The following is a 24937-nucleotide window of genomic DNA, read 5'->3' on the forward strand; positions in this document are numbered from 1 at the left end:
CTTCTGGCGCAGGTGGAATGTGCGCTGCGGGCAGATTTTCTTCAAGGGGCGGGCAGCACGCTGAGTTCGTTGATGACGGCTTCCACATCGTCGATGCCGCGCACCAGCTGCTCCACGGCTTGGGCTGCTTCGCGGCTGCGTACGCAGCCCTGCAGCCAGACCCAGCGTCGCTGACCCAGCACCCAGATGCTGGAGTCAGCAAAGCGCCCGTCGGCCAGGATGGCTTTGGCCGCGCGGGGGATGATTTCGGCGTCGTACAGATAGGCGTTGGGCAGGCGGCAGCGGCCGGAACGGTAGCAGCTGGTGCCGCGCTCGGCGCGCCAATGGGTTTCGGCCTGCATCTCGGCCAGGCTGATGCGCGGGCCCAGTTGGGGCGGGCAACTGGTGATGGCCGAGGTGACCTGCAGGAAGGGGTCGTTGAAGTAGTTTTGCAGCGCCTGGTCGGATGGGGCGGCCTGGGCGCCGGCGCAGCCGGCCAGGGCCAGCGCCAGGCTGCTGCGGCGCAGACGGTACAGAGTGCGCAAGGAGGGCAAAAAGGTCTTGGGCATGCGGGGCATGAAGCTGATGCTGCGCCGATTGTGCGCCTCCGTCAGTGCCCGTGCAGGCGACCCCACAGGTTTCAAGGATTTTATGGCCCTGGCGCAGGTGGCATCTGCGCAGGCAGCTTCTTTTTTGATAGCGGTTTGCGGCTCAGGCGTTCTTGCCCAGCACGCATTTAGCGCAGGCAATGTCGTCGTCGGTGGGCATATTCGCCATGACCTCGGTGTACGTGGGGTAGTCCAGCATGGCCATGTAGCAGACCAGGTGGTGGAAGCAGGCTTTGTCCTGGCAGATTTTGGCCATGGAGAAGTCGTCGTTGAAGATCTTGGCCTGCAGCAGGTCGCGGTACTTGGAGCAGTGCAGTATGTCGAAGGGCGGCAGCTGGGGCACCAGGTCGTGCGCGTAGTTGAACACGTCGTAGTTGGGCACGTTCTGCTCGAAGGCGTTGACGAAGTTGCTGTCGCCGGTTTTGGGCGATGCGAACAGGCAGGCGCTGGCGTTCAGGCCCAGGCGGCGCAGGTCCAGTGTCAGATAGGTGCTGATGGCCGAACCCAGGCTGTGGCCCAGCACGGTGACAGGGCTGGCGCCCACCAGGGCGCTCATCCCGCTGGCCAGGGGCGACCAGCCCGGGCCGCCGCCTAGCACATGCAGCTGCATGCTTTGGTAGATGTTGTAGAAGCCGCGGTCCACCAGCCCGCCTACGGGGTGGGGCACCATCAAGAAGTCCAGGTCGTCTATCCATTCGGGCAGGCTCTTGGTGCCGCGTATTGCAACCGCGAAGTTGCCGCCGGCGTCCTGCGCCACAAAGCCGTAGCAGTGCACATCGCCCATGCCCATGACGGTGCTGGTGGAGGTGAGCCCGCTTTGGCGAGACACGTCGGCGCCGGAGATATAGGCCCGCAGCGTCCAGCCGTCGGGGGTGATGCGCGGATCGGGCGGCGGCGTCAGCTGGCTCCAGTTGGCCTCGCACATGTCGAAGGCGTACAAAACCAGTTTGGCCTGTTGGGCGGCAGCGCGTCTGTCCATGGTGTTCTTTCGGTGGAGGGGGTGGGGCGGCAGCCCGCATGCGCGTACCGCGGCCAAGATGGTTCACCTGGGCGCGGGCAATGTCAATCCAGGCGCCACCGCAGGGCGGCTGGATTTCTCCTAAAGAAGGAGGATGTGTCAGCCAGGTCAGGCTTGGCTTTTGTTTTGCGCCAATCGAAGGTAGCGCAGCGCCCCGCGGCCCAGCTGCAGCAGGCTATGCAGGCGGGAGCGGCGGTACAGGCCCTGGCGCATCGGCTCTGTGTGCGGACGAAGCAGCTTGCGGGCCTCCCAGTAGGCCCAGCGCATCACCAGGGCATCACGGCGCAAGATGTACTTGGCATAGAACGCGCCTCGTCCGGCGTAATAGCCGGCGTACAGCCCCCGCAACTGTTCTGCAGAGCGCCGGCCATGGTTGTGCTGGACCAGCAGGCCGGGCACATATTCGATCAGCCCACCGGCACGCACTACGCGGTACAGCATGTCGAGGTCTTCGGCCACGCCGATAGCACTGCCGGGTCCGATATTGGTGTCGAAGCGGCCCAGGCTACGCAGCCAGTCGGCCCGAAAGGCCATATTGCAGCCGATGATGGGAATGTTGTCCGGGCTGAACCCGGTGAGCCCGGTGCGGCTGGCCTGCAGGGAGCGCTTGATGGTGACCGGTGCGTCCAGCGGATCGTGCAGCTCGACCCGCCCGCCTATGCAGTGCGAAGCCGGGTGCGTTCGGAAATGCGCCACCACCGTGGCCACCCAGTCGTCGGCGACAAGGATGTCGTCGTCGATGAAGGCCAGCAACTCGCCGCGCGCCAGACCCAGTGCCTGGTTCAGGCCATAGGCTTTGCCGCGCCGCGGCTCATACAGAGTGACCACGGCCATGGGCGCTGTGGCGGCAAAGTCCTGCAGCACGGCGGCGGTGTCGTCGCTGGAGGCGTTGTCGGCCACCAGTACTTCCCAGCGCAGGCCTGCTTCGGTGTGGTTGCGTGCCAAAGCGTCCAGCATGCGGCGCAGGTCCGCCGCGCGGTTGTAGGTGCTGACGACGACCGACAGGTCGAACGCGGTCGTGCTCATGCTCGTGCGCTGCAGGCCGGATGGCAGACGCTGTTCATTTCGCCATAGCACGCTTGGCCCAGCAGGTGCTTGGTACGGCGCTTGTCACCGGTGACAAGCATTTGGTCGCCATGGACGGATTGCATCTGAGCCTATCGTGTGTCGTTTGTGCACGCACACTATACGCAAAGCCCTGGCCCACTTGGCGTGGGTTCTGGTTTTTAGTTCTCCTGGCTACAGGCTCAATCGGGCGTGGTCAGATCCTTGGCATCGCTGTCCACCACAAATACCGCCAGCAGCTTGGCCGGTTGGGTGTTGCTGGCGTTTTCGCTGACGCCGTGGTGCTGGCCCGGTGTCTCATAAAAACTCTCGCCCGCGCGGTAGATGCGCACCGGCCCGCCGTCGACCTGGCTGCGGATCGCACCCTGCACCACGTACGCAAAGATGAACGCCGAAGCCGCATGCCTGTGCGCAGGCGAGCCGCCGCCGGCCGGGTAATCGACCGTCACTGCAACCATGGTTTTGCCGGCGATATTCGTGATGGCCTGGTTGAAGATGGGCTGGACGCTGGAAGCGCGCTCGCTGTCGTGGACCTGTGCGATCGAGGCCAGCGGCAGCGCCAAGGCCAGGCCGAGGAGGATGGATTTCATAGAGTGCATGGCGTAACGATCGTTGGTTGAAAACAGGGATGGCTGAGCTGTCACAAGGGCAGGGCGTTGCGCAGCAGCCGTGCATGTACGGCTGCATCGTCCGCAATCTCGAACAGGCCATCGGTGGTGGACATCAAGCCGTGGGGGCAAAGCCCAGCGCGATGGCGACGCGGTTCCAGGCGTTGATCGCCACGATGGCGACGCACACACTGGCGGCTTCGGCCTCGCTGAAGACCTCGCGCAGTGCGGCCCAGGCGGCATCGGGGGCGCCCTGGCGGCTGACGTCGGTCAGATGCTCGGTCCAGGCCAGCGCGGCCAGTTCGCGTGCCGAGTAAATACCCGCCTCGCGCCATACCGGCAGCATGTCGATCTTGGTCTGCGGCAGGCCGGCCTTGCGCGCCAGGCCCAGGTGGTATTGCACGCAGTAGGCGCAGCCGTTGATCTGCGAGGCGCGCAGCTCCAGCAGTTCGACCAACTGGTCGTCCAGGCCGCCGTGGGAGGCGGTACCCAGGCCGTACAAGGCGGTGACGGCCTTCGGGGCCAGGCGTTCGAAATCGGGGTAGCTGATGCGGGTTGGGTGGCTAGACATGCTGTTTCCTAGAGGGTGACTGAACGAAGAGTTCCCATTCTCAAACTACACTGGTCCAAGCATTAGGCCAATATTTATCAAAATGATTAGTCCACTTTTCACCACGCCATGGCCGGAAAACATACGCAGGCCCCGCTGATCGGCGACCTGCCGCTGGGTACGCCCGCACCTGGCGAAGGCCTGCAGCACTGGCTGCACGGCGCGCTGCGCCGGGCCATCCTCGATGGCCGGCTGCCGGCCGACAGCATCTTGCCCAGCACGCGCAGCCTGGCGCTGCAGCACGGCCTGGCCCGTGGCACGGTGCAGGCGGCTTACAGTCAGCTGGTGTCAGAGGGCTACCTCCTGGCCCAGCCTGGCAGCGGCACGCGTGTCAGCCATGCCTTGCCGGACCTGGTCTTGCGCGTCGGTCCGATACCCCGACGGCGCAGCCCGCTGCCGGCCGCCAAGCCGACGCCTCCGTCCGGCCCATGGTTGCAGCGCGTGGCCCACTTGGAGCCGCCGTTTCCGTTGGGTGGCGGTGGGGCTCCGTTGCCTTTCGCGCCCCACCGCTGCGATGTCAGCGCTTTCCCCATGACCCTGTGGCGCCAATTGCATGCGCGCCAGCTGCGCCCGTCCCGGCTGCACGCGCTGTGGGACGCCGACCCCGCCGGCCTGCCCGAGCTGCGCGAGGCCATCGCCGCTCACCTTGCGATTGCCCGTGGTGTGGCGGTGTCGGCCACGCAGATCGTGGTGTTGAGCAGCGTGCAGCAGGCGCTGGACCTGTGTGCGCGTTTGCTGCTAGCGCCCGGTGACGCGGTGTGGATGGAAGACCCGGGTTACCCCGGCGCGCGGCAGGTGCTGCTGGCCGCTGGTGCCCAGGTGGTGGATGTGCCAGTGGACGCGGACGGTCTGCGGGTGGAAGACGGCCTGCGCCTGGCATCCACGGCACGCCTGGCCTATGTGACGCCATCGCGCCAGGCACCCCTGGGCGTGGCCTTGTCGCCCGAGCGACGGTTGGCGCTGCTGCGCTGGGCGATAGCCAACCAGGCCTGCATTTTCGAAGACGACTATGACAGCGAATACCGCTTCGTCGCCAAGCCGATTCCGGCGCTGAAAGGCCTGCCGGGCGCAGACGCCCATGTGGTGCTGGCCGGCACCTTCAGCAAGCTGCTGTTCCCGGCCCTGCGCCTGGCCTATGTGGCACTGCCGACGCACCTGGTCGAGCCGTTTCAGCGCGCCGCCTCGCTGACCTCCCGCCATGCGAATGGTCTGGCCCAGGCGGTGCTGGCCGACTTCATGGCCGACGGCCATTTCGACCGCCATGTGCGCCGCATGCGCAAGATCTATGCGACCCGGGCTGCAGCGCTGGAGCAGGCGGCCCACACGCACTGGCGCGGGCTGATCGAGCTGCCCACGGTGCAGGCCGGGCTGGACGTGGTGGGCCGCCTGGTGGATATGGACGAGGCCACGGCCCTACACAGGCTGGCCCCCATCGGGATACAGGCTGCGCCCTTGGGGCGCTACACCAGCAGCCACCCGGTGGGCCAGGGCCTGGTCATGGGCTTTGCGCCCTTCAGCCCGGAGGCAATCGATCAAGCCGCCCGCCAGGTGGCCGCAGCCCTGCGGCGTTGATTACCAGCTTTGACTACAGGAGCACCCGGCCCTCGATGCAGGTGACGGACTCGCCACCCACCCACACCTGGCCGTCCGTGTCCTGGTAGACGTGCACCCGGCCTTGGCGGTTCAGGCGCGTGCCCTGGGCGGCCTGGTATTGCGTGGGAGCAAAGCCATCGGCGATCAGCCACTGGGCCAGGCTGGCGTTCAGGCTGCCGGTGACCGGGTCTTCGGGCACTTCGACGGCGGCGGCGAAGGCGCGCACCTCCAGCAGCGGGTCGGCCGGGGCCGCGTGGATGCCGACCACGCCGACACAGATGCCTGTGTTCTTCAGCGCCGCGTGGTCGGGCTCCAGCGCCAGCACGGTCTGCGGGCTGTCCAGCAGCAGGCCCAGCCAGGGCAGGCCGTTGTCCAGCATTTGCGCGGCCAGCAGCTGCTGGGGTTTCAGTCCGATGGCGGCAATGATCTGTGCCATTAGCGCTGGGGCCAGCGTGCTGCGTTGCATAGGCGGCGCGGCAAACTGCAGGCGGCTGCCGTCGCGGCGTATGCGCACCAGGCCGACCTGGCATTCCTGCACCACCACGCCCGGCCGTTGTGGCTGGCCACCGGCTTGCAACCAGGCGTGGCAGCTGCCCAGCGTGGGGTGGCCGGCAAAGCGCAGCTCGCTTACCGGGTCGAAGATGCGTACCCGGTAGTCGGCTCCTGCCGCCCGGCCGGCCTCGGTGGGCGGCAGCAGAAAGGTGGTTTCGGACAGATGCGTCCAGTTGGCGAAGCGTTGCAGCTCGGCGTCGCCCAGGCCCGCTCCGTCCAGCACCACGGCCAGCGGGTTGCCCTGGTAGGGCGTTGCGGTGAATACATCGACTTGCTGGAATGGACGATTGGGCATGGCAGGCTCCATAAAGAAAAAAGGCCGCCAACGCAGGTATTGCCTGCGCAGACAGCTATTAAAAAACTAGCGTTTGGCTAGAGCAGTACGCTGCCGCTGACGCAGGTAACGGACTCGCCGCCGACCCACACCTGGCCCTGCGCATCGCGTTCGATGTGGATACGGCCGGCGCGGTCCAGGCAGGTGCCTTGGGACACCAGGTATTCCTCGGGTGCGTAGCCATCGGCGATCAGCCACTGGGCCAGGCTGGCGTTCAGGCTGCCGGTGACCGGGTCTTCCAGGATGCCCACCGGGGCGCCAAAGGCGCGCACTTCCAGCAAGGGCTCGGGCTCGCTGGCCGAGGCCGACTTGGCGAAGGCACGGGCTTCGCGGTTGGAACGGCCTATCAGCGGCGGCGCCTCTTCCCGGGGGTAGATGCCGACCACGCCGACTTTGTGGCCCAGGTTCTTCAGCGCCAGCTGGTCGGGCTTGAGCTGCAGCACGGTGTGCGGGCTGTCCAGCAGCAGGCCCAGCCAGGGCGAGCCGTTGTCCAGCATCTGCGCGGCCACCACGTCGCGTGCCTTCAGCCCCAGGGCGGCGGCCAACTGGGCTAGCAGCATGGGACTGGGGGCGCTGCGCTTCAAAGGCGGCGCGGCAAAGAACAGGCGGCTGTCGCGCCGGCGGATGCGCACCAGGCCGACCTGGCATTCCTGCACCACCACACCGCTCTGCCGGGGTTGGCCGCCAGCTTGCAGCCAGGCGTGGCAGCTGCCCAGCGTGGGGTGGCCGGCGAAGCGCATTTCGTCGATGGGGCTGAAGATGCGCACCCGGTAGTCGGCGCCAGCGGCCCGGCCCTCGGGCGTGGGTGGCAGCAGAAAGGCGGTCTCTGACAGATTGGTCCAATTGGCGAAGCGCAGCATCTGCGCCTCGCTCAGACCTGTGCCGTCCATCACCACCGCCAGGGGGTTGCCCTGGTAGGGGGTGGGCGTGAAAACATCGACTTGCTGGAAAGGGCGTTGCAGTGCGGACATGGCGGGTGTTTCAGAGTGGCTGTCGGTGGTGTCCCCCAGTCCCCCCCGCCGGGGGAGAGGGGGATTGGGTGTGAGTTTAGAGGGCGCGAATGGCCGCGGCCAGGGCCTTGATGCCGATATTGATTTGTTCCACGCTGGCCGTCACAAAGGACAGGCGCAGGGTGCGTGGGTCGGCCTGGTCGGCGTAGAACGCGCTGCCGGGCACAAAGGCCACGCCCTGGTCCACCGCCTTGGGCAGCAGGTCCACGGCGTGGATACCTTCGGGTAGGCGGGCCCACAGGAACATGCCGCCGTCGGGCGTATTCCAGGTCACGCCGGCAGGCATTTCACGCTCCATGGCGGCCAGCATGGCATCGCGCTGGGCCTTGTACAGCGTGCGGATGGTCGGCACGTGGCGGGCCAGAAAGCCGTCCTGCATCACCGCCACCACCATGCGCTGGTTGAAGCTGGGGCTGTGCAGGTCGGCGGCCTGCTTGGCCTGCAGCAGCTTGGGCATCAGCGCCTTGGGGGCGATCACATAGCCCAGGCGCAGGCCGGGCGCCAGTACCTTGGAGAACGAACCCATGTAGACGCAGCCGTCGGGGTTGCGGGCGGTCAGCGGCGCGGGCGGCGGCGCGTCGAACCACAGGTCGCCATAGGGGTTGTCTTCGACCAGGGGCAGGCCGACGGCGGCGGCGCGCTCCACCAAGGCGGCGCGGCGGGCTTCGGTCATAGTGCGGCCGGTGGGGTTCTGGAAGTTGGGCAGCACGTAGAAGAATCGGCCGTTGTCTGCCTTGCGGGCCAGGTCGTCCAGGTCCACGCCCTCGTCATCGCTGGCCACACTGACCACCTTGGGCTCCATGGGGGCGAAGGCCTGCAGCGCGCCCAGGTAGGTGGGCGTCTCCACCAGCACCTTGCTGCCCGGGTCGATCAGCACCTTGCCCAGCAGGTCCAGGCCTTGCTGCGAGCCGGTGGTGATCAGTACCTGGGAGGTTTCCACATTCCAGGGCAGTTGGGCGGCGACGATCTCGCGCAGCGGGCCATAGCCTTCACTGGCGGCGTATTGCAGCGCGCCCCGGCCATCTTCGTGCAGCACCTTTTCGCAGGCCGCGGCGAACTCAGCCACCGGGAAGGTCTTGGGCGAGGGCAGGCCGCCGGCAAAGCTGATGATGCCGGGGCGTTCAGTCACCTTGAGGATTTCACGGATCACCGAAGAGTTCATTTTCTCGGTGCGGGCGGCCAGATGCCAGGGGTTCGCGGGGATGCTCATGGTGCTCTTTCAAGGTGCCGCACAGCGCGGCAGGTTTTTACGCGTAGTTGGAAAGGGATTGTCGGCTAGGACAGCATGGGTGCGAGCGAAGCGACCAGCAAAACTGCCATCAAACCGTTGAAAAGTCGCCGGTAGTGGGGTATGCGCAACCAGTGGCGCAGCCGGCTGCCCGATAAGGCCCACAGGCTGATGGCGGGTATGCCGACAATCGCAAACCAGGCGGCCGCAGCTACGACCAGTGCGTGGCTGCTGTGGGCTGGCACATAGCTGCTGAAAGCGCCCACCGCCATCACCCAGGCTTTGGGGTTGACCCACTGGAAACCGGCCGCGCCCCAGAAGCTGATGGGGTGGCTGGCCTCGGCGTCTTGGGGCGCGCCGGCCGTGGCCACGCCCCAGGCCAGGTACAGCAGATAGGCCGTGCCCAGCCACTTCAGCACCAGATAGAGCTGCGGTATTTGTTCAAACAGCAGGCCCAACCCCAGGCCGACCGCGGCCAGCAGAATGAAGAAGCCGATCGACACCCCGGCCATGTGCGGCAGCGTGGCACGAAAACCGTGGTTCACGCCCGAGGCCAGCAGCATCAGATTGTTCGGGCCGGGGGTGATGGAGCTGACGAAGGCGAACAGCGTCAGCGCAAAGAAGAGTTGGGTGGTCATAAGGTTTCTTTAAAACAATCAACGTAACGACTCAAAGATGCATAACGCACGCTTTCCAGAAACACCGCAGAACTGGCTTTGCCAGGCTGCTGGTGTTGCCCCCTGCAAGGGGGTTGGCGAAAGATGCGTAGCACTGCAGCCTGGGGGTGTTCAGTGAACAGGCATGCGTTTGCCCACGAACACCACGGCGATCACGGCCAGGCCGAAGCCGACGGTGACCGCGTCCAGCCTTTCGCCCAGCAACGGCACGGCGAACAGCATGCTCAAAAAGGGTTGCACCAGCTGCACCTGGCTGACGCGCACCGTGCCGCCCAGCGCCAGGCCCCGGTACCAGGCGAAGAAGCCCAGCCACTGCGAGAACACCGCCAGGTAGCCAAAGGCCAACCAGCTGGTGGGCTGCAGCGCGGTTGCAGGCCAGGTGATCGCCGCGCCGGGCACGGTCAGCGGCAGCGAGATCACCAGGGCCCAGCAGATCACATGGTCGGCCCGCATGCGCCGCGACAGCAGGCCGCCAAATCCATAACCCACCGCGCCAAACAGCATGGCCAGCAACAGCAGTACATCGGCGGACTGTATGGACAAGCCGCTTCCAGAGCGCAGCATCGCAAAGCCCACCACCAGCGCGCTGCCCAGGGCAGCACACAGCCAGAAGCCTTTGGACGGGCGCTGGCGGTGCAGCAGCGCACCGGCGGCGGCGGTGGTCAGCGGCAGCACGCCGACGATCACGCTGGCGTGTACCGCTTCCACGTGCCGCATGGCGATGGAGGTCAGCAAGGGGAAGCCGAACACCGCGCCCGAGGCGGTCAGGGCCAGCGGCCACCAGTCGGCGCGCTGCGGCAGCGGGGCCCGGGTGGCGAGCAGGAAGGCGATGGACAGCAGCCCGGCGGCTGCGGCGCGGGCCATGGCGATGAATACGCCGGACATTTGCGGGTCGGCCGACGTGCCCACGGCCAGGCGCGTCATGGGCAGGGTCAACGCAAAAATCACCACCCCCAGCAGGCCCAGCCACAGGCCGCGGCGCTCGGCGGAGGTGGGCGCAAGGGGGAGGGTGGCGTGCAAGGTAGTCATGCGGTGGCAAGTACAGAGTGGACATCCAATGTAGTGGCAATACCAGCACACTGGCAGTACACTTTAACCAGCCAGTTTTTTATCTGTACTGGTCCTGAGGCCAGCACACAGGAGTGCATTCCATGTTGATGAAAGCCGCCGCCCAGTCGCTCACCGAGCAGCTTGCCAGCCATTTCGCCGAGCGCATCCGCAGCCGCCTGCTGGCCGGCGGCGCGCGCCTGCCCTCGGTGCGCCAGTGCGCGCAGCAGCACCAGGTCAGCGCCTCCACCGTGGTGGCAGCCTACGACCGGCTGCTGGCGCTGGGCCTGGTCGAAGCCCGCAAGAACCGCGGTTTTTATGTAAGAGAAACGGCCCCAGCGCAGGATGTACTTGCGCGAGCAGCTACACATTCAGGAGCAAGCGACGGCCCGCTGCGCCGCCCCATCGACGCCACGGCCCTGATGCGCGGCATGTTCCAGGGCGATAGCGACAAGCCCCAGCCGGGTATGGGCGTGCTGCCGCCGGATTGGCTGGAGAACAGCTTCATGCCCGCAGCCGTGCGCCGGGTGGCGGCCGGCACGGCAGACTTTTCGCGCCGCTACGGCGACCCGGCCGGCGACCCGGGCCTGCGCCAGAGCCTGTCCAAAAAGCTGGCCGGCCTGCATGTGCACGCCGGGCCCGAGCAGATCATCACCACCGTGGGCGCCACCCATGCGCTGGACATCGCCAGCCGCACCCTGCTGCGCGCTGGCGATTACGTGATGGTCGAGGAGCCGGGCTGGGCGGTGGAATTTGCCCGGCTCGAGGCCATGGGCATGCGCATCCTGCCGGTGCCGCGCCATGCCGACGGGCCGGACCTGGAGGTGATGGCGCGTTACTGCGAGGCGCACAGCCCTAAGCTGTTTGTCAGCGTCAGCGTGCTGCATAACCCCACCGGCTTCAGCCTGACGCCGGGCAGCGCGCACCGGGTGCTGACCCTGGCGAATGCGCACAACTTCTACATCCTGGAAGACGATACCTACAGCCACCTGGCGCCCGAACACGCAACCCGGCTCTGTGTGCTGGACGGCCTGCAGCGCACCCTGTACGCCAGCGGTTTCTCTAAGATCCTGGCGCCGGGCTGGCGCGTGGGCTTTCTGGCGGCGCCGCTGGCGCTGGTCGAGCGGCTCACCGACACCAAGCTGCTGGCCACCCTGACCACCCCGGCCCTGCTGGAGAAAGCCCTGGCCTGGTGTATCGACCAGGGCCAGCTGCGCCGCCATTCCGAACGGGTGCGCGAGCGGCTCGACCAGGCGCGCGCCCGCAGCACCAAGCTGGTACTGGCGGCCGGCTGCCGGTTTGCCTCCGAGCCGGCCGGCCTGTTTGGCTGGGTGGATACCGGCGTGGACACCGACGCGCTGGCCCAGCGCATGCTGGACGAGGGCTATATGCTGGCCCCGGGCGCGCTGTTCCACGCCAACCGCCAGCCCAGCAGCCTGATGCGCATCAACTTTGCGAACGCCCAGGACGCGGCTTTCTGGAAGGTGTTTACGCGGGTGCGCGATGAGGCTTGATATGCTGGCGCGATGTCTTTAAGCCTTCCGCTGCCCCGTATTCTTTGTGCCGCTTTGGCGGCCTGCCTGATGGCTCCGCTGCTGGCCTGGGCCCAGCCGTCCAGTGCAGACGAACCGCCCGCCGACTGCGCCAGCCGCTACCCACCGCTGGTGGCCATGCCAGACAGCCCGGTGCGCGACCGTGGTTTTCTGTGGCGTATCAGCAAGGGCGGCCACACCTCCTACCTGTACGGCACCATGCATATAGGCAAACCCGATTGGGCCCGGCCAGGTCCACAGACCCAGGCCGCGCTGGACGCGAGCCAGCAGCTGGCGCTGGAAATGGACGCTGTGCCCGCCACCATCCAGGCCCTGATGGCAGGCTTGGCGCGCCAGCCCAATCAGGTACTGGCGCCCGCCTTGGAGGCGCGTTTGCGCCAAGCGGTGGCCCAAGCCTGCCTGCCCCCGGCTTTGAGCGATATGTTTGCGCCGGAAATGCAGGTGACCATGTTGGACATTGGCATGCTGCGCGCCGACGGATATTCGGGAGATTGGGGCGCAGACGTCCAGCTAGCCGCCATCGCCCACGCGCGCGCCATGCCGGTGGTGGGGCTGGAAACACCGCAAGACCAGGTGCGCTTGCTGCTGGCCGCCAATGCCGAGGAGCGTAACGAGGGCGTCCAGGAGCAATTGGACGATATGGCTTCTGGCAAGGTGCGCCGTATCACCTTGCGCATGGTCCGCATGTGGGACGAGGGCGACCACGCCACTTTGCAGGCCTACAAGGCCTGGTGCGAATGCGCTCCAGCGAACGACCGCGAGCGCCGCGCAATGAAAGCCCTGCTGGACGACCGCAACCTCGGCATGGCGCAGGCCATAGACCGTCTGCATGGGCAGGGTACTTCTGTCTTTGCTGCGGTCGGCAGCCTGCACATGGTCGGCCCTACCGGCATTCCGGCCTGGATGGCCCGGCATGGCTACCGGGTGCAGCGCGTGGCATTTGGCTCTGCGGGCAAAAATTAAGCTGCGGCAGACGTGGCGCGTATGCCGGCTATTTTTGCTATAAATTATGTAGCTTATTGCGTATGTATTTCCTGCGCTGGAGGCACTTTTCTCTATGTCTTTTCGTAGGCCTCAAGCGTAACGTAGGGCACCCATGTGTGCAGTTTGATGCGCATCAAGTTTTGCAGAGTTGGGCGTGGTACCGGCAGCATGGGCTGCAGTTTGTTACCCATGGGCTGGGGCATCCAACCTACACTGGCGTCCGCTACTTTTCACGGGAGTGGACTTATGCCTACACACGCATTCGGCTTGGATAGTCTTTTGGATGACCTGCGCAGCCGTTATGGGGAGGGCGATGCGGTCGTGGTGCAGCTCAAGGCCGAGCTGGACAAGCGGCTGCAGGAAGAGCAGTCGCGCCCCGTAGTGGAGCGGCGTGCCAAGAACTCCCCGGCCAGGTCCCATTCGCGGGCCGGCTGGCAGGGCAAGTTCAAATCATCCCACGACGCGCCGCCCAGCTTTTTGCACTAGGGCGTTGCAGGGGCCTGCAGCAGGCCCCGGGGGGCCAAGCTGCTACCAGCTGGCTTCGCGGTCGGGCGTGGCGCCGATCTTGTGGATGGACAGGTCGGCGCCGTCAAATTCTTCTTCGGCCGATAGGCGCAGGCCCATGCTGGACTTGAGTGCACCGTAGACCACGGTGCCGGCCAGCAGGGCCCAGCCCGCGCCCATGGCCGTGCCGATCAGCTGTGCCGGCAGGCTGACGCCGCCGATGCCGCCCAGGGCCTTGCTGCCAAAGATGCCTGCCGCGATGCCACCCCAGGTGCCGCACAGGCCGTGCAGCGGCCACACGCCCAGCACGTCGTCGATCTTCCATTTGTTCTGTGTCAGGGTGAACATCTGCACAAAGATGGCGCCGGCCACGCCGCCCACCACCAGCGCGCCTAGCGGGTGCATCAGGTCGGAGCCGGCGCACACGGCAACCAGGCCAGCCAGCGGGCCGTTGTGCACAAAGCCGGGGTCGTTGCGGCCCAGCACCAGGGCCACCAGCGTGCCGCCCACCATGGCCATCAGCGAATTCACGGCCACCAGGCCGGAGATTTTGTCCAGCGTCTGCGCGCTCATCACGTTGAAGCCGAACCAGCCCACGCACAGCACCCAGGCGCCCAGCGCCAGGAAGGGGATGTTCGATGGCGGGTGGGCACTGAGGCTGCCGTCCTTGCGGTAGCGGTTGCTGCGTGCACCCAGCAGCAGCACGGCCGGCAGCGCCAGCCAGCCGCCCAGGGCATGCACCACGACGGAGCCGGCAAAGTCGTGGAACTCGGCGCCGGTCGTGGCTTTCAGCCAGGCTTGCACACCGAAATGCTGGTTCCAGGCAATGCCTTCATAAAAGGGATAGACAAAGCCGACGATGACCGAGGTGGCGATCAGCTGCGGCCAGAAGCGCGCGCGTTCGGCAATGCCACCCGAGATGATGGCCGGAATAGCGGCCGCGAAGGTGAGCAGGAAGAAGAACTTCACCAGCGCGTAGCCATTGTGCAGGGCCAGCTCTTCGGCGCCGACGAAAAACGAGGTGCCATAGGCCACGGCGTAGCCGACCACGAAGTACGCCACGGTGGAGACCGAGAAGTCCACCATGATCTTGACCAGCGCATTGACCTGGTTCTTCTTGCGAACCGTACCGAGTTCTAAAAATGCGAAACCGGCATGCATGGCCAGGACCATGATGCCGCCGAGCAGAATGAACAAGGCGTCCGCGCCCTGTTTTAGTGCTTCCATAGCTTCTCCGAGAGATAAATTGGTTTGTTTTGGTGCGCCAAAGCAGGATTGCACAGGCATGCTCCAAAACAAAGCAAGAATCGCACCGTATGTGTGCGCGTACGCGGTGTTGCCGGAATCGATGGGTTTGAGTTGCTATGTTTTAAATAGCTATTGGCACAGATATTTCCTGCGCTAGAGGCCGATTTCTATATATTTTGAGTGAGGTGCATAGCAGACGCGGTAGGCGCCACCTCGGTGCACGGGTCAGCTCAAACGGCGAGTTTCAGCGCGGCCAGGGTGCGCAGCAGGGCGCGGTTCACGTCTTCCAGCGGCATGCCCAACTGGTGGCAGAGTGCGCGGGTGGCGGTGCCGTGGCCGTTTTCCAGCGCGCAGGCAATCTGCAGCAGGGGGGCGTAGGGGCCGCTTCCGTGCAGAGTGGCCGCGTAGATACGACTGGACAGCGGCACCCGGTGCAGCGCCGTGCCCAGGGGCTCGCCCATCAGCACGTCGATTTGCGAGAACAGGCCGCAGAGGTAGATCTCGCGGCTCAGCTCCTGCTCGGCGCCAGCGTGCATCAGGTGTTCCATCAGCTTGGCGCGCAGCACGATGGAGGCTTTGACCGGCCGCAGATTCGGGTCGCTGGAGGCGCCGGGCAGGATTTCATACAGCCAACGGCGCAGCGCCTGCAGGCCCAGCATCATCAGGCCGTGGCGCACCGACTCGATGGTGTTGCGCAGGCCCACGGAGGCCGAGTTGGCATAGGCCAGGAAGCGGAAGGTGAGTATGGGCTCGGCGCACAGCAGGGCTTCGATGTGCTCGGTGCTGCGGTCTTCGTCCACGGCGCGGATCATTTGCAGCACGGCCTGGCGGTCCGGGCCGGTGGCCTTGTGCTGCAGGGCGTAGAGGATGTCTTCGTCCGGCCAGCCCAGCAGCGCGGCGGCGTTTTGCTGGTCCAGGCAATGCTCCATCAGCAGGCGGCTGGCAATGCCTTCGTAGATCTGGCCTGCCTGCACCGGGCTGTGCAGCGCGCCCTGGGCACCGGCCCGCTTGCGTGCAGCGGCTTGCAAAGCACTGAGCGCGGCCTGGGGCGACAGGTAGAGCAGGTGGGTGAAAAAGCAGCGCTCCAGCGCGCCACCGGGCAGCATATCGGCCTCGCCGCGCCACACCATGCGCAGGCCGCGCCGCTGCGCACGCTGCACGCGGTCGCTGATGGCGGGGGCCTGCAGCCAGTCGCCGCGTACTTCTATCCAGTGCCGGCTGGAGCTGGTCTGGTCCAGTAGGTCGCGCAGCAGCTCGGGTGAGTTGGGAGAGAGCAGCCAGGGCGGGGTGCTGGCGTCGCCCTGTTCCTGCAGGGCGGCGAGCAGGTGGCCTGCATCCACGGCGGTGTCGGGCCGCGCTTCTATGAGCAACTGCACTGCCGACAGCGAGCGGCGCCGGTCCCACAGTGGCCGGTAGCCCAGGCTGACGCTGCCCAGCACGGTGGCGTTCATGGCATGGGGCTCAGCTGATGTAGTTGAACAGGGACAGCTTCTGTATCGAGGCGTAGGACTGCAGGGCGGCCTGGTAGGCGGTTTGCTGGTTCTTCTGGTCGGCCACGGCGGCGTACATGTCGATGTCTTCCGCGTTGGATCGGTCGGTCTCGGCCTGCGTGGACTTGAGGGTTTGCGCGTCGGTGATGCGGTCGGCCCGGTTCAGCAGGTCGCCTGCGTGGCCGCGGCTGGCACTGATCTTGGCCAGGCTGTTGTCGATCTGCGCCAGGGAGATGGCCTGTTCCTGGTTGAAGTTGGCGTCGGTGCTCTTGGCACCGGTGGTGGTGGTCACGCCTGCCGAGTTCTTGGCAAACATGGAGTCGATGGTGCGGTCCAGCACGCTGAAGATGCTAGGCCGGTTGGCCAGCACATTGGCGTTGACGTCCAGCGTGTCGCCATTGCCCGGCGTGCCGCGCACCACCATGGAGATGCCGCCCATGGTGATGGCCTGGCCGGCTGTGTAGGTCTGGGCCGCCGAGGTGGTGGCCGTGGTGTTATCGGTCACCGTGTAGGTGGTGGCGCCGGTGGCCGGGGCTACGGGCGCGGTGAAGTTGATGGTGTAGTCGGTGCCCTGGGCAGCGGCGGTGGTGGCATCCACCACCGTCCCTACATCGGAAAACGCGGTGCCGGTATTGGTGCTGCCCAGGCTGATGTTGAACACGCCATTGCCTTGCGGCACATCCATCCAGGTGGCGCGGCCGTCCAGTGCGTAGGGAATGGCGACCGTGGTGGCCGAATTCTGGCCCGGCAGTCCGTTGAAGCTGTAGTCCGGGTCGGGGGCTACGCCGTCGGCGCTGGTCTGGAATGGTGTGGCTGTACTGCCCAGGCCGTTGAACAGCGGCATACCGTTGCTGTCCTTGGTGTTGGCCAGGGTCAACAGTTCGTCCCGGATGCCGGTGAGCTGTTTGGCGATGGTTTCGCGCTCGGTCGGGCTGTTGGCACCGTTGCCTGCCTGTACCACCAGATCGCGGAAGGAGGTGAGCAGGTCGCTGGCTTTGCCCAGGGTGGATTCCGCCTGGCTGATGGAGCTGACCTGGTTGTTCAGGGCGCGGGCTTCCGTCTTGATGCGTTCAATGCGGGTGGTGGCACGCTCGGCCTGGCCGGCTCCGGTGGGGTCGTCGCTGGCGCGCAGGATCTTCTTGCCGGAGGTCACATTTTCTTGCAGCGACGAGAGCTGGGCATAGCGGTTGCTCAGGTTGCGCAGGGCCTGGTCGTAGCCGTTGGCGGAGCCCAGACGGGTGAAGCTGTTGCTCATCTAACTCTCCTCGGGATCAATGGCCAATGCTTTGCAGCATGCTGTCGAAAACGCTCTGCGAGATCTGGATCATCTTGGCCGATGCCTGGTAGGCCTGTTGGTATTGCAGCAGGCGGGCGGCTTCTTCGTCCAGGTTCACGCCGGAAACGCCGGTACGCGATGTCTCCAGGTTGTCGGAGATCGATTTGGACACGTCGGCGGTGTACTGCACGCTTTGCACTTTGACGCCGACCTGCGACATCAGCGCGGCATAGCCATCGGACAGCTTGGCGCCGTCGAACAACTGCATGTCGCGCAGGTCCAGCATGGCGTCGGCATTGCCGGCATTGAGCTGGGCGAAGCTGGTGTTGGCCGGCCCCAGGGTCACGGTGTCGCCAGCCTGGGCGACGCCTGCCATGGTCAGCGACCAGCCGGTTGCCGCGTTGGTGGTGTCGGCCGGAATCGGGGTGCCCGGGCTGTAAGTGAAGGTGCCGGCCACGTCTGAGCGCGTGTAGGTGTTGGTGCCCGTGAAGGTCAGCGTGACGGCTGCGGGGATGGGCACAGACTTGGCCGCAAGACTGGCTACCGACAGGCTGCCGGTATTGGTGGTGCCCATGCTGGCCTGCACCGGGCTGGACACGGCCAGCTGGCGCGGCGAGGAGAAGGCGGCCGTGATCTTGCTGGCTGCGGTGTTATAGGGTTGTAGCAAGAAGCTGTCGCCGGCGTTGGCGGTGCCACCCATGGTCAGCATCAGGCCGTCGTAGCTGCCGGTGGTGGCATCGGGGGTGATCACGGTGTTGTCGGACTTGCGCGTCACCGTGAAGGTGCTGCTGGAGCTATAGGTCACCACGTAATCGGAGGCCTGCAGCTTGGCAACATTGGCCGGGTCCACCGCCAAGGCGATCGTGCCGCTGCCGGTGTTGGCGGGGGCGCCGGCGCCATTCGTCATCACGACCGGGCTGAACAGATTGCCACCCGGATTGCCGTCCAGGTCCAGGCCCAACTGGTGCTGCGCGTTGGCGACCGTAGTGATGCTGACCGCCAGGCGCCCCAGCAGGTTCTTGCCTTCGGCCAGGTCGGTGTTCTGGAATTTCAGCAGGCCGGCTATTTCGCCGCCACCCATCATGTTCTCGTCCATTACCACGGAGGAATTGCCACGCACGATGGCGACCTGGCTGCGTGAGGCGTCCTGCGGATCGGCCTGCACCTTCAAGCTGGCAGCGGTCGTGCCCAGCACCAGCGGCTGGCTGCCGGAGGCCAGCACCGTGACGGTGCCGTCGTCGGCCTCGATCTGGCTGGTTTGTACGTACTGGTTGAGCTGGTTGATCAGGTTGTCGCGCTTGTCCAGCAAGTCATTGGGCGATTGGCCTGTGCCTTTGGCGCGCTGGATCTGGCCGTTGACTGCGGCGATATTGGTGGTCAGGGTGTTGATCTGTGTGATCTTGTCCTGTAGCTCGGTGGTGAGGCCGCTCTGGATATTGTCCAGCTGTGATGCAGCGTCATTGAAGCGGGCAGCGGCTTCATTGGTGCGACTCAGCACCACGGTGCGCGCGGTCAGGTCGGTCGGCGCGCTGGCTACGTCAGAGTAGGCGTTCAGCATGTCGTTGACCGCAGCGCCCAGGCCATTGGTTCCGCCGGTAAAGACGTTTTCCATGAGCAGCAGCTTGTTGGCGCGGGACACGTCAGAGGCCGTGACCGACTTGGACAGGGCCGCTTGGCGCGTCAGGTATTCGTCGTGGTTACGTTGGATCGTAGCCAGATCAACGCCTTGGCCGATATAGCCACCACCCGTAAACTGGCCTTCGACCGTCTGGAGTACCACGGACTGGCGTGAATAGCCAACCGTATTGGCGTTGGCGATATTGTTGCCAATGGTTTGCAACGCGGATGCATTGACAACCAGCGCACGCGCCCCGAGATTGAGAAGGTCAGCCATGGTGCTCTCTTATGCGTAGGCCCGACGCAGCTGCTGCGTGGTGCTGATGGCCCGGTTCAGCTTGGCAGCGTAGTCGGGGTCGGTGGCATAGCCGGCGCGCTTGAGCTCGGTGGCATAGGCCTGGGCAGAGCCGGTTTGCTGGCGAGCCTGGGCGTAGCGCGGGTTGTCGTTGATGAGCTTGGCGTAATCGCGGAACGAATCTTGGTACGAGTCGTAGGCGCGGAACTTGGCCTTGACCTTGCGCACTTCGCCGTTCACCACCTCGGTGGTCGTGACGGTGGCGGTCTTGCCGGTCCAGCCGGCACCAGCCTTGATGCCGAACAGGTTGAACGAGGTGCTGCCGTCGGCGTTCTTGATTTCATGTTTGCCCCAGCCGGTTTCATGGCCGGCCTGGCCCAGCATATAGCTGGCGGGGATGCCGGTGGCCTGCTCCACCACGGAGGCGGCAGTGTTGTGTTTTTCCACAAACTCTGTTTGGCTGATGGTGGCTGGCTTGGCGGGAGCGGGGCTGGGAGCGGGGCCCATCTTGAGCTCCGAGCTGTCGCTGGGCACAGTTTGCCGTGACAGCTGGCGTTCGATGGCCGCCGAGATTCCACCGGGTTGGCCGGACATCATCACTGAGAACTGCTGGTCCAGCAGATCGGTGCCAAGGCTTTCTCCAGCGCTGTCCATCATGCCGGACTTGGTGGTCGCTTCGCGCATGCTTTTGATCAGCTCGCGCATGAACAGGGATTCCAGCTGCTTGGCAGTTTCCTTGATGGCCGCCGGGCTGTCCTTGCCCGCTTGCAGTTTCAGCGCGTTCAGCGACTTCGCGTCTGCGGCGAGCGAGTTGGTTGCGACGGATGATGTCTGCTGGATGGACATATCAACCTTTCATCGTCTTAAACGCTGCGAAGCCTGAGGGAGGTCATGTAGGTCATATGGGTCATATGACCTCCAGCTCCGCATTCAATGCGCCCGCGGCCTTGATGGCTTGCAAAATGGCCAGCAGGTCCTGCGGCGTAGCGCCCAGGGCGTTCAGGGCGCGCACCACGTCCGCCAACTGGGGGGAGGGCGGTACCTGTATCAGGATGCCAGGTTCCTGCTTGATCTGGATATTGCTTTTTTCGGTCACCACGGTTTGGCCTTGTGACAGCGGATTGGGCTGGCTGACCGATGGTGTGGTGCTGATGCTGATGGACAGGTTGCCGTGGGCGATGGCGCAAGGGCCTAGCGTGACCGACTGGTTCAGCACGATGGAGCCGGTACGCGAATTTATGACCACCTTGGCGGCTGGTGCCGAGGCCTCCAGCGGTAGCTCTTCCAGGTCGGCCAGGAAGTTCACGCGGGAGTTCGGGTCGTTCGGGGCGCGCACACGGATGGTGCGGCCATCCAGTGCATTCGCCAGGCCGCGGCCCAGCTTGCTGTTGATGGCTTCTGCGACCCGGCGGGCGGTCTGGAAGTCGGATGAGTTGAGGCCGAGGGTGATGAAGTCACCGTCTTGCAAAGGTGTGGGAACGCTGCGTTCCACCTGGGCGCCTTCGGGGATGCGACCTGCGCTGAGGTGGTTGATCTGGACCTTGCTTCCGCCAGCGGCTGCGCCAGCGCCGGCCACCACCATATTGCCTTGGGCCATGGCGTAGATTTCACCGTCTGCACCGCGCAGGGGGGTGGCAATCAGCAGTCCACCCTTGAGCGATTTGGCATTGCCCATGGAGGCGACGTTGATGTCAATTTTCTGGCCTGGTTGGGCGAATGCGGGCAATTGGGCTGTGACAATGACCGCCGCCACGTTCTTCAGCTGCAGCGACGAGGTCAGGCTGGCGGGCAGGGTGATGCCCATTTGCTGCAGATAGCTGCCCAGGCTCTGGGTGGTATAGGGCATCTGGGTGGTCTGGTCGCCGGTGCCGTCCAGGCCCACAACCAGGCCGTAGCCGGTCAACTGGTTGCTGCGCACGCCTTGGACTTCGGCCAGTTCCTTGATGCGCAAAGCCTGGGCCGGCAGGGCTGCCAGCATGCCGACGGCCATGCATAGCGCTGCCATCCATGTCGAAACACGGAGTGCTGGCTGGCGGCGGAAGAAATGCATGGCGAACAACCTGTTCTACAGAGTGGTTCGGCCGATTTGGCTAAACCTTTAGCACTATTTTCCGGCGCATCAGAAAGGCAGAACGTTCAAAAAGAACCGGGACAACCAGCCTAATGCCTGGGCTTCGCCTTGTGCGCCACGGCCCTTGGATTCAATGCGTGTATTCGCGACCGCCGCCGAGCTGACGATGCTGCCGGGTTGGACGGAGCGCGGGTCCACCGTGCCTGTGAAGCGCAGAACGTCCACGTTTTCGTTGACACCGATTTGCTTCTCGCCGGCCACGACCAGGTGGCCGTTGGGCAGAACCTGGACCACGGTGGCAGTAATGGAGCCGGTAAAGGTGTTAGCGCTGCTGGTGCCGCCCTTGCCGGAGAACGCATTGGACGAATCTGCACCTACGCCCAGTTTGCCCAGCATGCCGGTACCGGTAAACGGCAGTGCCGTTACGCTGGAGGCCAGGGTGTCCTTGCGGTCAATGGTGGAGGTGGAGGTTTGGCTGGCCGTGACGTTTTCTACGATCTGGATGGTCAGCGTATCGCCGACCATGCGGGGGCGGCGGTCTTCGAAACCGGGCCGGTAGCGGTTGGTGGAAAACAGGCTGCCTGTGGCCGGACCGGTGGATTCCGGCGACATGGTGGGAATGGCGCGCGGTGTGGTTGCTTCGGCGAAATCGACCTTGGGCGAGTTGTGTATGGTTGCGCAGCCGGTGCAAAGCAGGCCCAGTGCGATAGCGGCAGTCAAGGGGATACGCATGGTGAAACTCCTCGCGCAGTTTTAGAGCTGCGCCAGCTTTTGCAACATCTGGTCGGAGGTTTGCACGGCCTTGGAGTTCATCTCGTAGGCGCGCTGGGTCTGGATCATGGTGACCAGTTCCTGCACCATGTTCACGTTCGAGCTTTCTACGAAGCCTTGCTTGATCACACCCATGCCGCTGACGCCGGGGGTGCCGGTGGTGGGTTGGCCCGAGGCAGCGGTTTCGATGTACAAATTGCCGCCCTTGGGCTCCAGGCCAGCCGGGTTGATGAAGTTGGCCATCGTGATATTGCCTGCAGGCTGCGGCGTGGCATTGCCGGCCAGCATGACGGTCACCGAGCCGTCGGTGCTGATGGTGACGCTTTGGGTGTTGACCGGAATGGTCACGCCGCTGGCCACAGTCAGGCCCTCGGCCGTGACCAGGCGGCCTTGTGAATCGACCTGAAAGGAGCCATCGCGGGTATAGCCTATGGTGCCATCCGACTGGTTGACCTGGAAGAAGCCGTTGCCGTTGATCGCTACGTCCAGGGTGTTGCCGGTTTGCTGCAGGCTACCCTGCGCGAACGAACGGGTGGTGGACACCGTGCGCACGCCCAGGCCCAGATGCAGGCCGGTGGGCAGCTGGTTTTGTTCCGTGCTGTTGGCTCCGACCTGGCGCAGGTTCTGGTAGATCAGATCTTCAAAAACCGCGTTGGCACGTTTGTAGCCCGTGGTGGAGGAGTTGGCCAGGTTGTGCGAGATGACGTCCAGCTGGGTTTGCTGGGCTTCCATGCCGGTCTTGGCGATCCACAGGGAGTTGATCATGGCAGTTCTTTCTCTTTAGCGGGCATTTCAGCCCTGTACGTTCAGCAGCTGGCTGGCGCTCTTGTCATTGGTTTCGGCGGTTTGCAGCAAGCGCATCTGGGTTTCGAACTGGCGTGCCACCTGGATCATTCCAACCATGGTTTCCACGGCGTTGACGTTGGAGCCTTCTATGGCGCCGGCCAGCAGTTTGGCCGTGCCGTCCTGGGGCAAGGGGTCGCCGGAGGTGGCGCGAAACAGGCCGTCGTCGCCCCGTTTGAGCGGGTCGTCGGTGGTCGGGGTCACCATCTTCAGGCGCCCCAGGTTGGTAGGGGCTTGCCCAGCCACCTTGGCGCTGATGGTGCCATCGCTGCCCAGGGTGATTTCTGCGCCATTGGGTACGTCGATGGGGGAGCCACCGTCGGACAGCACGGGCAGACCGGTCGGTGTGACCAGGGTGCTGGTAGGGGAAATCTCAAACACGCCGGAGCGGGTGTAGGCCTCGGTACCGTCCAGGCCTTGCACGGCGAACCAGGCATTGCCTTGGGCCATGGCATCCAGGTTGCGGCCGGTGCGCTGTACCGGGCCAGGCAGTTCCGAGTGGCCAGTGGTGGTTTCCAGAGCGAAGACGCGGGTGCTGGAGCCGGGGCCGTTCAAGGGCACCGAGCGGAATGTTGCCAGCTCTGCCCGAAAGCCGTTGGTGGACACGTTGGCCAGGTTGTTGGCCAGCACCGCTTGTCGGTTTGACGCGGTGTTGGCACCTGTCATCGCGGTGTAAATGATGTGGTCCATGGCGGGGCGTCCTCAGGCAGGCCAGCTTATTAACGCAGGTTCACCAAGGTGGACATCACCTGGTCCTGGGTCTTGATGGTTTGTGCATTGGCCTGGTAGGCGCGCTGGGCGGTCATCATGTTGACCAGCTCCTTGGTCAGGTCTACGTTGGAGTCCTCCAGTGCGCCGGCACGCAGGGAGCCCAGGTTGCCGCTGCCGGGTACGCCTTTGGCCGATGGGTCGCCGCTGGACGGAGTGGCGCGCCAGAAATTGCTGCCAATCGGCGCCAGGCCCTGCACATTGGTGAAGGTGGCCAGCTGGATTTGCCCCGCCGCCAGCGACTTACCGTTGGAGTAGGTACCCTGGACGATACCGCTGGAGTCAATGGTAATTGCTGTCAGCGTGCCGGGGGCTTGGCCGTCCTGGGTGGCGGTATTCACGGCGAATTTGGAACCGTATTGGGTGGACGAACTGGCGTCCAGTGTGGCAGTCACGGTGCCGCCGACGGCGTCGGGCAGCGTGAGGCTGGTCAAACTGGGCGAGATCGGGTTGCCGTTGACGTCATAGGTCAAGGTACCTTGGTTGGTCACGGTGCCGCCGTCCACGCTGGCGTAGACGTCCCAGGTGTTGGCTGCCGTCTTGGTGAAATACACACTCACCGGGATTTCAGCGCCTTGGGCGTTGTAGGTGGTGATGGAGGTACCGTAGGTTTGCAGCACCGGCACCAGGGCGGCGGGCGGTGGGCCACCAGTGGCCACGGCGGCGGACGCGTCCAGGTTGAAGCCCAGGGTGACGGCGGAGGTGGCGACCGCTGGGATCTCGCCTCCGGTGGGCAGCGTCAAGGGGCCGACGGCACCGCCGGTAGGAATGGTGCCATCGGCGGCGGCGGTGAGTCCCAAGAGGTGGGCGCCATCATTGGTGATGATTTCACCGGATTTATTCAGCTTGAATGCGCCGTCCCGACCATAAGCCGTACTGCCGTCGGTCAGTTGCAGCTGGAAGAAGCCATTGCCGTTGATGGCCACGTCCAGCGAGTTGCCGGTGACGCTGATGTTGCCTTGGGTAAATTGCTGCGAGATGGTTTGTACTTCCACCCCAAGGCCCTTGCTCACACCGCCGGTACTGCCCAGGGACGAGGCATACAGCTCGGCAAATTCGGCGCGCGAGGCTTTCATGCCGGTGGTGTTGGCGTTGGCGATGTTGTGGCCAATCACGTCCAGGTTTTGGCTGGAGGCGTTCAAGCCGGAAAGGCCTTGTTGAAAGCTCATGGAGTGCTCCTGAAAGTAC

The 24937-nt window shown here is 65.0% G+C and carries 24 protein-coding genes; 4 read left to right on the forward strand and 20 right to left on the reverse strand.

The window, feature by feature from the left end; translation table 11 throughout:
* Nucleotides 1-41: 41 nt before the first annotated feature.
* The 5 genes from AC07O2_RS20530 to AC07O2_RS20550 form a co-directional block, all read right to left on the reverse strand.
* Nucleotides 42-557, reverse strand: a complete 516-nt coding sequence (locus AC07O2_RS20530; RefSeq protein WP_495098528.1) for a BON domain-containing protein — start codon at nucleotides 555-557, stop codon at nucleotides 42-44.
* 133 nt (nucleotides 558-690) lie between these two features.
* On the reverse strand, nucleotides 691-1566 hold the full coding sequence (locus tag AC07O2_RS20535; RefSeq protein ID WP_495234208.1) for a lipase family protein: 876 nt from the start codon (nucleotides 1564-1566) through the stop codon (nucleotides 691-693).
* A 147-nt stretch (nucleotides 1567-1713) separates the two neighbouring features.
* Complete coding sequence (locus tag AC07O2_RS20540) at nucleotides 1714-2631, reverse strand: glycosyltransferase family 2 protein (protein WP_495105726.1); 918 nt, start codon at nucleotides 2629-2631, stop codon at nucleotides 1714-1716.
* A gap of 221 nt (nucleotides 2632-2852) precedes the next feature.
* On the reverse strand, nucleotides 2853-3269 hold the full coding sequence (locus AC07O2_RS20545; RefSeq protein WP_495234209.1) for a cupin domain-containing protein: 417 nt from the start codon (nucleotides 3267-3269) through the stop codon (nucleotides 2853-2855).
* A gap of 124 nt (nucleotides 3270-3393) precedes the next feature.
* Complete coding sequence (locus tag AC07O2_RS20550) at nucleotides 3394-3849, reverse strand: carboxymuconolactone decarboxylase family protein (protein ID WP_495234210.1); 456 nt, start codon at nucleotides 3847-3849, stop codon at nucleotides 3394-3396.
* A gap of 108 nt (nucleotides 3850-3957) precedes the next feature.
* Between AC07O2_RS20550 and pdxR the strand changes: the two genes are divergently transcribed.
* Nucleotides 3958-5460, forward strand: a complete 1503-nt coding sequence (gene pdxR / locus AC07O2_RS20555; RefSeq protein WP_495234211.1) for a MocR-like pyridoxine biosynthesis transcription factor PdxR — start codon at nucleotides 3958-3960, stop codon at nucleotides 5458-5460.
* A gap of 13 nt (nucleotides 5461-5473) precedes the next feature.
* Here the strand turns inward: pdxR and AC07O2_RS20560 are convergent, their stop codons facing one another.
* The 5 genes from AC07O2_RS20560 to AC07O2_RS20580 form a co-directional block, all read right to left on the reverse strand.
* Entirely contained in the window at nucleotides 5474-6328 is an 855-nt protein-coding gene (locus AC07O2_RS20560; protein WP_495234212.1) for a PhzF family phenazine biosynthesis protein, read from the reverse strand.
* 77 nt (nucleotides 6329-6405) lie between these two features.
* Nucleotides 6406-7338 (reverse strand): PhzF family phenazine biosynthesis protein, encoded by a 933-nt coding sequence (locus AC07O2_RS20565; protein ID WP_495234213.1) that lies wholly within the window; start codon nucleotides 7336-7338, stop codon nucleotides 6406-6408.
* 76 nt (nucleotides 7339-7414) lie between these two features.
* Nucleotides 7415-8587 carry an aminotransferase-like domain-containing protein gene (locus AC07O2_RS20570; protein WP_495234214.1) on the reverse strand — a complete coding sequence of 391 codons (1173 nt, stop codon included), beginning with the start codon at nucleotides 8585-8587 and terminating at the stop codon, nucleotides 7415-7417.
* 65 nt (nucleotides 8588-8652) lie between these two features.
* Nucleotides 8653-9243 (reverse strand): LysE family translocator, encoded by a 591-nt coding sequence (locus AC07O2_RS20575; RefSeq protein WP_495234215.1) that lies wholly within the window; start codon nucleotides 9241-9243, stop codon nucleotides 8653-8655.
* 150 nt (nucleotides 9244-9393) lie between these two features.
* A complete protein-coding gene (locus AC07O2_RS20580) occupies nucleotides 9394-10311 on the reverse strand; it encodes a DMT family transporter (protein WP_495234216.1) in 918 nt (305 codons plus the stop codon).
* Between the two features lie 122 nt (nucleotides 10312-10433).
* Here AC07O2_RS20580 and AC07O2_RS20585 point away from each other — a divergent pair, with 122 nt between their 5' ends.
* The 3 genes from AC07O2_RS20585 to AC07O2_RS20595 all read left to right on the forward strand — a co-directional run bounded on the left by AC07O2_RS20585 (nucleotide 10434) and on the right by AC07O2_RS20595 (nucleotide 13352).
* The gene (locus tag AC07O2_RS20585) at nucleotides 10434-11843 is read left to right on the forward strand and encodes an aminotransferase-like domain-containing protein (RefSeq protein WP_495234217.1); all 1410 of its coding nucleotides are present in this window, start codon (nucleotides 10434-10436) and stop codon (nucleotides 11841-11843) included.
* Nucleotides 11844-11855: 12 nt separating this feature from the next.
* The gene (locus AC07O2_RS20590) at nucleotides 11856-12845 is read left to right on the forward strand and encodes a TraB/GumN family protein (protein WP_495234218.1); all 990 of its coding nucleotides are present in this window, start codon (nucleotides 11856-11858) and stop codon (nucleotides 12843-12845) included.
* A gap of 267 nt (nucleotides 12846-13112) precedes the next feature.
* Nucleotides 13113-13352, forward strand: coding sequence for a hypothetical protein (locus AC07O2_RS20595; protein WP_495234219.1), 240 nt, complete (start codon nucleotides 13113-13115; stop codon nucleotides 13350-13352).
* A gap of 42 nt (nucleotides 13353-13394) precedes the next feature.
* Here AC07O2_RS20595 and AC07O2_RS20600 read toward each other — a convergent pair whose 3' ends face one another.
* The 10 genes from AC07O2_RS20600 to flgE form a co-directional block, all read right to left on the reverse strand.
* The gene (locus tag AC07O2_RS20600) at nucleotides 13395-14597 is read right to left on the reverse strand and encodes an ammonium transporter (RefSeq protein WP_495234220.1); all 1203 of its coding nucleotides are present in this window, start codon (nucleotides 14595-14597) and stop codon (nucleotides 13395-13397) included.
* Nucleotides 14598-14848: 251 nt separating this feature from the next.
* Entirely contained in the window at nucleotides 14849-16069 is a 1221-nt protein-coding gene (locus AC07O2_RS20605; protein ID WP_495234221.1) for an HDOD domain-containing protein, read from the reverse strand.
* Between the two features lie 10 nt (nucleotides 16070-16079).
* Nucleotides 16080-17363, reverse strand: coding sequence for a flagellar hook-associated protein FlgL (gene flgL, locus AC07O2_RS20610; RefSeq protein WP_495234222.1), 1284 nt, complete (start codon nucleotides 17361-17363; stop codon nucleotides 16080-16082).
* A 16-nt stretch (nucleotides 17364-17379) separates the two neighbouring features.
* Nucleotides 17380-19278, reverse strand: a complete 1899-nt coding sequence (gene flgK, locus AC07O2_RS20615; RefSeq protein WP_495234223.1) for a flagellar hook-associated protein FlgK — start codon at nucleotides 19276-19278, stop codon at nucleotides 17380-17382.
* A gap of 9 nt (nucleotides 19279-19287) precedes the next feature.
* The gene (flgJ, locus tag AC07O2_RS20620) at nucleotides 19288-20142 is read right to left on the reverse strand and encodes a flagellar assembly peptidoglycan hydrolase FlgJ (RefSeq protein ID WP_495105740.1); all 855 of its coding nucleotides are present in this window, start codon (nucleotides 20140-20142) and stop codon (nucleotides 19288-19290) included.
* A 61-nt stretch (nucleotides 20143-20203) separates the two neighbouring features.
* On the reverse strand, nucleotides 20204-21301 hold the full coding sequence (locus tag AC07O2_RS20625; RefSeq protein WP_495098585.1) for a flagellar basal body P-ring protein FlgI: 1098 nt from the start codon (nucleotides 21299-21301) through the stop codon (nucleotides 20204-20206).
* 114 nt (nucleotides 21302-21415) lie between these two features.
* Nucleotides 21416-22099: a flagellar basal body L-ring protein FlgH gene (locus AC07O2_RS20630; RefSeq protein WP_495098506.1), complete on the reverse strand. Its 684-nt coding sequence runs from the start codon at nucleotides 22097-22099 to the stop codon at nucleotides 21416-21418.
* Between the two features lie 21 nt (nucleotides 22100-22120).
* A complete protein-coding gene (gene flgG, locus AC07O2_RS20635; RefSeq protein WP_495098505.1) occupies nucleotides 22121-22903 on the reverse strand; it encodes a flagellar basal-body rod protein FlgG in 783 nt (260 codons plus the stop codon).
* 27 nt (nucleotides 22904-22930) lie between these two features.
* Nucleotides 22931-23671, reverse strand: a complete 741-nt coding sequence (flgF, locus tag AC07O2_RS20640) for a flagellar basal-body rod protein FlgF (RefSeq protein WP_495098504.1) — start codon at nucleotides 23669-23671, stop codon at nucleotides 22931-22933.
* A gap of 29 nt (nucleotides 23672-23700) precedes the next feature.
* Nucleotides 23701-24918 (reverse strand): flagellar hook protein FlgE, encoded by a 1218-nt coding sequence (flgE, locus tag AC07O2_RS20645; protein ID WP_495234224.1) that lies wholly within the window; start codon nucleotides 24916-24918, stop codon nucleotides 23701-23703.
* Between the last annotated feature and the right edge of the window lie 19 nt (nucleotides 24919-24937).

It is taken from the genome of Rhodoferax sp. GW821-FHT10B06 (assembly GCF_059415605.1).